Origin of the sequence: Mesorhizobium sp. M7A.F.Ca.AU.001.01.1.1 (assembly GCF_004022735.1) — a bacterium.
Classification (GTDB): Bacteria; Pseudomonadota; Alphaproteobacteria; order Rhizobiales; family Rhizobiaceae; genus Mesorhizobium; species Mesorhizobium ciceri.
Map to the genome: position 1 here is coordinate 1 of NZ_RZPF01000211.1, position 9035 is coordinate 9035.

A 9035-nucleotide genomic window follows, 5' to 3' on the forward strand; every position below is an offset into this window, starting at 1 on the left:
CCATATCGCCCATGCGCTTGAAGGCGATGTCGAGCGCGCCGGCGCGGTGAGCCGAGCGCAGGAAGCCGGGCAGGGCGCGCACCGGATGGTCCCGCGCCAGCGGTTCTTCGGGAAAAACGTCGCTGGCGGCGACGATGTGGCCGCTCTTCACCGCCGCCATCAGCGCCGGGAAGTCCACCACGCCGGCGCGGCTGAGCAGGATGAAGGCAGCGCCCTTGCGCATGCCGGCAAAGGCGTCGGCACCGAGAAAACCCTGGTTCTCGCTGGTCACCGAGGCAACGACGAAGATGAAGTCGCTGGTCGACAGCACCTCGTCGAGGGAGGCCGGCTCGACGCCATTGTCGATGAGGATCGATGGCGGCAGCCATGGATCGAAGACTTTGGTGCGGGTGCGGAAGCCCGACAGCAGCCGGTTGAGCGCCCGGCCGAGATCGCCGAAACCGATGATGCCGACATCGGCGCCGGACAAGAGCCGCGCCGTCTGGTTGCCGTCGCCGCCCCACAGTTCCTGTCCCTGGCGGAAGGCGAGGTCGGCATCGACGATGCCGCGGGCGAGATTGAGTGCCATGGCAAGGCCAAGCTCCGCGACCGGCTCGGCGAACACCAGGCCGGTGGTGACGACATGGATGCCGCGCGCGAACAACGTCTCGTAGGGCATATTGTTGATGAGGTTGGTCTCGACATTGAAGACGCAGCGCAGTGTCTTCATCCGATCGAGCGTTTCGGGCGATATGGGCGGCTGGCCGATGATATAGCGCGCCTCGGCCAGCACGTCGGCCGGCAGTTTCGCGACGCCGTCAGCGGTCGTCTCGACGATGCGATAGTGCGCCTTGAGCCGCGCCAGCTGCCGGGCTGTGAAGATCAGGTCGAGCGTGCGTGGTTCAGGCGCACTGATGACCAGCGGCAAGGCGCTGTTGGACATGACTATTCCCTCTGTTCCCCAATGGCCAAAATACCTTGGATGAAACGATTTACAACATCGCGCGGCCGAGGAGAGCGGGATTGGCGCTGGGATGAGGTGACCTGTCGGAGCCGATATGTGCCGGCAATGCAACAGTGAAGAATCGTTTGACCGCGATGGCGTGGATACGACGTAAGAACCAGTAATGGCACAATTGACATGGGGCAGGGAATTGGTTCTGCTGGCGCCGTATCAATTCGGAGGGCACTTTACAGTGAAGAAATACGAGAAACCAACCTTGCAGAAGCGCGACAGGCTTTCGGGTGTCACGGCCCAGACTGCCCCATCGACACCTCCGCCGACGGCAACCTGAGCGGTTGGCGACTGACGCCTTCGCCCTATAAGGGCAATCAATATCGGCGATAGGGCGCCACTGGTCGCGCCCTATCGCATATTGGCCACGGGTGCCCGCCGTTGTCCCAGATGCCGGACCTTACGGCCGATGATCATCAGCTGGCGCGCGGTGTTGTTGCGCAGGCGCCGCACGCGCCATTCCAGCCCGGTGTCGGCGGTAATCGACTTGGCATAGTAACTGACCCGCATGCCATCCTCATCGGCAGCCACCTTGACCGGGTCGTCATAGAAGGCGTTGATCTTGTCAGCCGCCATGCCTGGAGTTTCGAGCCAGCGTGGAATGTGAACCGAATGGAGCTGATCGACATCGGTCATCACGCGGCCGATGCCGACGCCCGGCGTCGGACACGTGGTACAGAAAGCATCGCCGATGAAGATGACCCCGTCGCGGCGATGGCCTTGCGTCGTGCTCAGACTGATCTGCCTGACCTCGACAGGACTCGCGACTTCGAAGTTGCCGCATCGCACGGCTATTTCGGGCATCAATTCGCAGAGCATCTTTTGCGGCTCCTGGCGGAACGCCCGCGTCCACGGCTCGGCCACATTGCGATAGAGGAACATGTTCGCCCGCATCTTGTCGCCGAGGGGAAAGATGCTGATGTAGGCGATACGGTCGGCGGCCCGCCTGCTGTAGCAGGTGACGGACTGATGACCGAAATCGCTGGGCGAGATGGCGAGGTCGAATCCCATCGACAATGAATGCGCCTTCGATTGCTCGATACGCTCGACGCCGACGGCGCGCCGCACCGCCTCGCCGTGACCGGTTGCCACCACCAGCAGGCGGGCATCGATGACGGTGCCGTCGGCCAGCACAAGCCGCTGCCGGTCCGGTCCAGTCGAGACTTCGGTTACCTTGCCGACCGTCAGCGGCACTTGCGCAGGCAAGGCGTCGCGCAGGCCATTGATCAGCGCGCCATAGGAGAATGTGAATTCAGCCTTCTTCTCATGCGCGAAGAACTGGCCGAGGCGAAAGACATGCGTGTCGGTCGTGGAGGTGACGAGACGCTTGAGTGTCGCATCGAGGCCGAGCTTTTCGAACAGCAGCATCTGGTCCATGCCGATCTTCTCGGCCCGGAATTCCTCGTGGTGGACGCGGTGCGGATCGATCAGCGCCACCTTGCGGCCGGCTCGTCCCAACAGAATTGCCAAGGTCGTGCCGGCCATTCCGGCACCGACGATCGCCACATCGACTTGGGCCGGGCCAGCCTCTGAGATACTCATTTTGCTGCTCTTTCTGATGGCAACGGCGCGTTTCACAATCTCCGGTAGAAAATATCTTCCGGACCTAAATCAACCGCAAGCAACCGGCGCGCGTGCTTGGTAGTAACCAATGTTTAGGTTAATCGCGGGCCCGCTGCTTCCAGCGCGGTGCGATCGCCGAGCCATCGATGAACTCAAAGCCGCCAGCCTCGTTGAGCGTGTGAAGTTTACGCCCACTCCATAGCGCACCTGGATTTAAGATGGTTTCAACGACCTGCTCCATGCCGATCAAATCAAGGTGAGAAATGCGTGCGATGCCAAGCGCCGCGCCGTAGCTCCTGCGGCAGTCCTGGACCGGGCGCAGCAGGTCGTTGCCGCGCCTGACCATGCGGCCGGCCGGCCGCACCGAGGCGATATCGATCAGCACGGGATTTTTGGGGTGCGGCGTCCAGGGGCCGCGAAAATCCGGCGCCGACCACAGATGCAGCGCGTCGGAGAAGGCGCCGCCGCCGTCGCGGACGGTGGCGAACAGCCACCAGGCGCCGCCATGCTCGACAAGCGTGGCGTCGCTGGCGACGACACCGGACAGAAGCGTCGCCTCCTTGACCCATCCGCCGGGAAAAGCTGTGGCCCGGTAGAGATCGACCGTGCCGTTGGCGCAGCTTTCCGGCACCATCCAGACCTCGCCGTCGCGCTCGAAGACGAAGGGGTAGGAGAGATGGTAGGGCAGCTCCAACACCGGTTCAGGCCTTCCGAGCGGGCCTGCCGGGCCGAAGGGAACGGCGGAGATGATGGCTTTGCCGAGCCGATGGATATAGTCCTCGACGAACAGGGTCAGCTGGCCCTGGTAGAGGATGGGGAACGGATCGGCGTAGAAGCGGCTGCCGTCGTCCGGCAACTCTTGCCAACCCGACGCCGGATGCGCGCGCAGCTCGAACAGATCGCGGCTCCCGGTTTGCCGCCAGCCGACCTTCCAGTGCGGCGCGTTGTAGCAAAGGTGATAGATCTTCTGGATGATCCGCCGCGCCAGCGCCTTGCCGGCCCTGACCCCAAGCTTGCCCGCCGAGGGCATTGGCGGCGGGCCGCCCACCTGCGCCGGTTCGGGCAGATCAGGCACGGACTTTGCCGCGCCTGACATGGCAGCTATGATCAGGCTTGCTGTGCGCGCCAGCATATCCTGGAAGGACGCCAGCGCGATGCCGCCATATTCGGTGCCCAGACGCCCGGCGGCGATCGCAACGCCGTTCTCCTCGATGCGGGCAAGCGGCGTGCGACCTGCGAGGATCAGGGCCAGCAAGGCCGCTTCGCCGCTGGCGCCGTCATAGGTGACGCGCCAGATCCGTGTGTTTTCCAGCCTGACATCGCCGCAGAGGTCGATGACGAGGTCAGGCGAAGCGGGGGACTGCCGGTAGGGCGCGAGCGCCGAAAGCGGCACACGCTTGGCCAGTCCATCATGGGACAGTCCGTGGATCGCCGTTTCGAGTTGAAACAGGGCCGCGGCGCTGCGCGGAATGCCACCGCCCGCCGGCCTGACATCGACGGACAGTTCGACGTCTTCGAGCGCGGCAAGGCGCTCCAGCAGCGTGACGTGAAAGGCGCGGACGCAGTCGCCGTCCAGGCGGAGGCTTATCTGCATGTTGGAGGTCCGAAAAGGCGGTGCCCGGCCTTGCCGGCCAGACCGGTCCGGTCAAATTGTAACCCCATTTGCATTCGTCTCCGCTCGCTGCGTAGCCAACACCTCGATATGTATATTTTTAAGCAAACCGCGTGCCAAAATTCACGTCACCTCTCAACATAATTAACAATGTTTTAACAGTTGGAGGAATAGCTAGGTTAGCGCCGCAAACTGATCTTGCCGGCATATGGAGTATTGTCGGAGGCAGCCATGCAATCATCCCTGCCCATGGTTCCTCAGCAACACTCCCCGGATCCGGCACGCGCGGGATCATATGCAGCCTCCACTGTCGAACTGGGCGATCTGAAGCGCATCCTGGTGCGCCGCCGGTTCTGGATCTTCGGCACCGTCGCACTGCTGACGCTGGTCGCCCTGCTCTACGGCCTATTCACACCGGCGCTCTACAGCTCGGCGGCGGAAATCCTGATCGATCCGCAGGACCTGCAGGTGGTCACCAACGACGTCAATCCCAGCCGTATCTCACCCGATGGCGGCATCACGCAGGTCGAGAGCCAGGTCAGCGTGGTCCAGTCGACAGGCGTGCTGATGCGGGCGATCGCGGCGACAAACCTGACGCAGGATCCGGAATTCAATGGGCAGGGCTTGCTGTCGCGCCTGCTCGGTTCGGCATCAGCCGAAGGCGACAGGTCGGTGCAGACACTCGACGCGCTGCGCCGGCGCCTGGCGGTGAAGCGGGCCGACAAGGTCCTGGTCCTCGACGTCATCGTCACTGCCAAGAGCGCCGACAAAGCCGCCCTCCTGGCCAACGCCATCGCGCAGGCCTACCTGGTCGACCAGGCGAGCGCGCGCGCGAAAATGGCCAAGGACGCTTCCGAGTCGATCACCGCGCGGCTGGACGAGCAGCGCAAGCGCGTCCAGCAAGCCGAAAACGCCGTCGAAGCCTACAAGTCCGCCAACAACATGGTGATGGCGGCAGGCAATCTGGTCAGCGACCAGGAACTGACCGAGATCAACACGCAGCTTGCGGCGGCGCAGAGCCGCACCGCGGCGCTGAAGGCGCAGGTCGACCAGATGCGCCGGCAGAGCGGCACGCCGGACGCAACTTCGGAAGCAATGCGCTCGGCGGTGATCTCGAGCCTGCGGGCGCAGGAGGCGACGTTGGTCGACCAGGTCTCGCAGCTCGGCACGGAGTTGGGGCCGCGTCATCCCTCGCTGATCGCAGCCCAGCAGCAACTGCGCGACACACGCCAGCTGATCGCGCGCGAACTTGGCCGCATCGCCACCGCCACCGAGACCGACTACGAACGGGCGCTGGCCAACCAGCAGGCGCTGGAAGCCAAGGTCGCCGGCATGAAGAGCAAGTCGCTCGACACCGATCAGGCCTCGGTGCGGCTGCGCGAATTGCAGCGCGACCTCGAGGCGCTGCGTTCCGTCTACTCGAACTATCTCCAGCGCGCCCAGGAGACGCGCGAGCAGATCAATGTCGACAGCACCAATGCGCGCATCATCTCCAACGCCATGCCCGCCTTGAAGAAGAGCTGGCCGCCTCTGCCGCTGCTGTTGCTGGGCGCGATATTCGGCGGCCTTGGGCTCGGCACCGGTCTGGCGCTGATCGCCGAATATTCCTCGCCGACGGTGCTTTCCAGCGCCCAGATGCAGTCGGCCATCGACGCGCCGGTGCTGGGCGTGGTGCCGGCAAAGTCGGACACAGGCCGGCGCTGGTGGCCTTTCGGCGGGGCGCGCGCCGCCGCCTCCAGCCAGAAGACCGATGCCGTCGTCGGCCTTGCGCTCAGGCGCATGTTCAGTTCGGGCCAGCGTCCGGCGGACTGGCCGCTGGTGCCTTCCATCTTGGTGACATCGTCGCCGGGCGAGGGCGCGCAGCGCAGCCGGGTGGCGCGGCTGCTGGCCAATGCCGCGGCATCCAGGGGCAGCCGTGTGCTGTTTATCGATGCCAATGCTGGCGGCGGCGGCCAGAAGGATCCGCAGCCGGGGATCCTCGATGTTCTGCGCGGCGAGTACGCGTTCGAGGCCGTCAGCCATTACGCCGCCGGCAGCAACGTTGCCGTGCTGGGCAGGGGCCGCTCAAAGGCGGTCTTCCAGGAAGCGCATGGCATCTATTTTGCGCAGCAGATGCTGGCGCGGGCCAGCCGGAGCTTCGAGCTCGTCGTCATCGACGGCGGCGCGCTGGCCGACAATCTCAATGCCTCGCCGCTGGTCGCCATGGCCGACGAGATCGTGCTCGTCGCCACGCTGAACGCCACCCCGATGCGCGACGTCACGACGACTTCGCAGGCGGTCTCCGTCATGGGGCGCCTGCCGACAGCCGCCTTGCTGGTCGACGAGGCCGCCTGATATGGCGGCCAGTTGGAGCGCAAGCGCTTCGAACCATGGTGCTGCCGCACCCCGCGCCGGCACGCCCATCTCCGGCACCTCGGTCGATGCGCTGACGCGCTTCGGATTGATCGCGGCGGTGGCGGTGCTGTTCAGCATCTCGGGGGGCATGCTGTGGCTGGTCGGCTACAATTATGATGGCCTGTTCGGCAACCCGGCGACCAAGATCCACCCGTCCACCTATCTCATCGTCCTGCTGCTTGCCTGGCGCTCCTGCGCATCAGGCAATCCGGTCGGCCATATCGTCCATCTCGCTGACAGGCGGCCGGCCAGCGCGCTGATGGCCGCCATATCGATCGTGCTTCTGGTCGTTGTCATCGCCAGGCAGCGGCCCGGTATGGCCGGCATGATCGATACGTTCGTGGCTGCGGCACTTCTCGTGCTGATGCTCAGCGAGGACGACGAGCGGACCTTCGCCGGGCTGCAGACCGTCGTCCACGTGGTCATGACGGCGAATGCCTTGCTTGCCCTTTTCGAGTTCGCCACCAAGACGCTTATCTTCCCCTATCGCCTCGACGGCGTGGCGTTTACCACCGATCTGCGCTCGAGCGCGCTGCAGGGGCATCCGCTTGCCAATGCCATGGTGACGTCGATCTATGTGCTTGCGCTGCTCTCCGGTGCCAGATCCCTGTCGATGCCTGTGCGGATAGGGTTGATCGGCTTGCAATGCGCGGCACTCGTCGCCTTCGGCGGCCGCACGGCGATGGTGACGACGGTGGTGCTCGGCGGCTGCTACCTGCTTTTTCAGGGCATCACCAAATTGCGCCAGGGCCGCGTCAATCTCCTCGGTGCGGCACTCGGCTTCATGCTCGCCGCCCTGCTGCCGGTCGTCATCATCGTGGCGGCATATCTGGGCTTTTTCGACGCGCTGCTGGAGCGCTTCGTGTCGGACAGCGGCAGCGCCAATGCCCGCGTCGAGATGTTCGAGCTCTTCAAGCACCTGGAATTGCGCGATCTGATCGTGGGACCGGATGTCGACCTGATCGACAGCCTGCGCCGCATCAACGGTCTCGAACAGGGCATCGAGAACCCGATCATCCGCACGGTCCTTTATCAGGGCGCCTTCTTCACGCTTTTGCTGACGTTCGGCTTCGTGCTGTTCCTGTTCGAGGTGGCGCGCCGCTGCCATCCCGGCATCTGGCTGCCGATGCTGGGCTGGGTTATCCTGATCAACACTTCGGAAAGCGTCGCGTCGAAGACGACGCTGCTGACCAAGTTCGTGGTGCTGGCATTGGTGCTCTATCGGCCGGCGCGGGCAGCGTTCAGGCCGGTCAGTCCGCCGGCATGGTCAGGCCAAGCGCCGCGATGATATCGGGGTCCAGCGCCCGGGTGGTGTCGTCCATCATGCCCATGCCATCGAAGAGATCCCACAGTGCCCAGGCGAAGCCGAGTTCCTCGGCGCTCCGCCTCACATCGGCGATGTAGCGCCCGCGATCCGGATTGGGCGCGGCGACATAGCGGGCGTCGGTGCGCAGCGCGCCGAACTCGCCCATGATGATGCGTTCCGGCGCAAGGCTATGGCCATCGGCCCAATCGCGGACCTGGCGAAGATATTTGTCGACAAACCAGCGGTCGGGCTGGGCGTCGAAATAGACTTTCAGCACACGCTCGGTCTCGGCATAGGCTGCTTGCTTGGCGTCTTCAGGGGTTTCGGTGTCCTGCGCCATGCGCGCCCTGACCGATGCCAGCGTCTGTTGCAGCGAGCCGGCGGATGCCGGCCACGGCACATTGTTGAGCGACCGATAGACCGGCTCGCGCATCCAGGGCGCGCCCTGATGGCTGAACAGATAGGGCTCATAGAAGTGGAAGGTGAACAGGATCGGCTCGAAGGGCGACAGCGGGCCCGGATCGAGCGCGGTCAGTCCGCTCACCATCGAGCCGCAGCCTCCGGTGACGACCAACGGCAGGGTCGCTGCCGATGCCCTTGCCGCGGTCAGAAGCGCGAGCTGGATTTGCAACCAGACGTTCGACGCGCAGGCCTGCGCCGGTTCGTTGACCGGCTCGAGCGCCACCCTGCCGGGCTGGAACCGCGCCAGCCTGCCGGCAAGCTCGCCGACCAGCCCGCGATAGAGATCGAAAGCGGGTGCGGCGGTGCTGGAGACCATGCGGTCGGGGTTCCAGTAATGGGTGGCAGCGTTGGCCTGGATGTTGACGATGATGCCAAGATCGGCGTCGAGGGTGGCGGTGACGGCGGCGTCCAGCATGTCCAGCAACTGACTGCGCGTCTTGGCGTCGGCGGCCAGGAAAGGGCCGGGATCGACGGGCAAGCGGATGAAATCGAGCCCGGTCTCGCGCAACCGACGCAGGTCGTCTGGGGTCGGCACCGGCCGTTGCGACTGGAAGGGCGGCCAGCCGTAGTCGGTGCGGGGTGCGGGAAATTCACGCGTCAGCGAGAACCAGGGCCAGGCGTTGACGCCGCGCCGAAACCGCGTCCCGGCGGCGGCGCGAGCGATTGGTGCGACCGGGAGCGAGCCGAGAGCCGCTGCAGTGGAC

The 9035-nt window shown here is 64.8% G+C and carries 6 protein-coding genes; 2 read left to right on the plus strand and 4 right to left on the minus strand.

Translation table 11 applies throughout. The features are described from left to right. The 3 genes from EN884_RS15085 to EN884_RS15095 form a co-directional block, all read right to left on the minus strand. Positions 1–922 (minus strand): hydroxyacid dehydrogenase (locus EN884_RS15085; protein WP_164895013.1); only part of this gene is annotated, 922 nt, incomplete at its 3' end. A gap of 423 nt (positions 923–1345) precedes the next feature. Further along, entirely contained in the window at positions 1346–2536 is a 1191-nt protein-coding gene (locus tag EN884_RS15090) for an NAD(P)/FAD-dependent oxidoreductase (RefSeq protein ID WP_013530602.1), read from the minus strand. 118 nt (positions 2537–2654) lie between these two features. Continuing rightward, positions 2655–4151, minus strand: coding sequence for a hypothetical protein (locus tag EN884_RS15095; protein WP_063168636.1), 1497 nt, complete (start codon positions 4149–4151; stop codon positions 2655–2657). A 249-nt stretch (positions 4152–4400) separates the two neighbouring features. On the opposite strand from EN884_RS15095, the gene EN884_RS15100 reads away from it, so the two are divergent. Together EN884_RS15100 and EN884_RS15105 are read left to right on the plus strand one after the other, a co-directional pair. Next, entirely contained in the window at positions 4401–6503 is a 2103-nt protein-coding gene (locus EN884_RS15100; RefSeq protein ID WP_063168635.1) for an exopolysaccharide transport family protein, read from the plus strand. A gap of 1 nt (position 6504) precedes the next feature. Further along, positions 6505–7851 (plus strand): VpsF family polysaccharide biosynthesis protein, encoded by a 1347-nt coding sequence (locus tag EN884_RS15105; RefSeq protein ID WP_013530605.1) that lies wholly within the window; start codon positions 6505–6507, stop codon positions 7849–7851. On the opposite strand, the gene EN884_RS15110 is transcribed toward EN884_RS15105, so the two are convergent. After that, complete coding sequence (locus tag EN884_RS15110; protein ID WP_128360607.1) at positions 7814–8995, minus strand: cellulase family glycosylhydrolase; 1182 nt, start codon at positions 8993–8995, stop codon at positions 7814–7816. The two genes, EN884_RS15105 and EN884_RS15110, sit on opposite strands and share 38 nt — an antisense overlap. Positions 8996–9035 lie beyond the last annotated feature (40 nt).

Bases quoted from the DNA above. Each gene is read 5' to 3' on its own strand.
- EN884_RS15090 (WP_013530602.1), bottom strand. From the start codon at position 2,536: ATGAGTATCTCAGAGGCTGGCCCGGCCCAAGTCGATGTGGCGATCGTC.
- EN884_RS15095 (WP_063168636.1), bottom strand. From the start codon at position 4,151: ATGCAGATAAGCCTCCGCCTGGACGGCGACTGCGTCCGCGCCTTTCAC.
- EN884_RS15100 (WP_063168635.1), top strand. From the start codon at position 4,401: ATGCAATCATCCCTGCCCATGGTTCCTCAGCAACACTCCCCGGATCCG.
- EN884_RS15105 (WP_013530605.1), top strand. From the start codon at position 6,505: ATGGCGGCCAGTTGGAGCGCAAGCGCTTCGAACCATGGTGCTGCCGCA.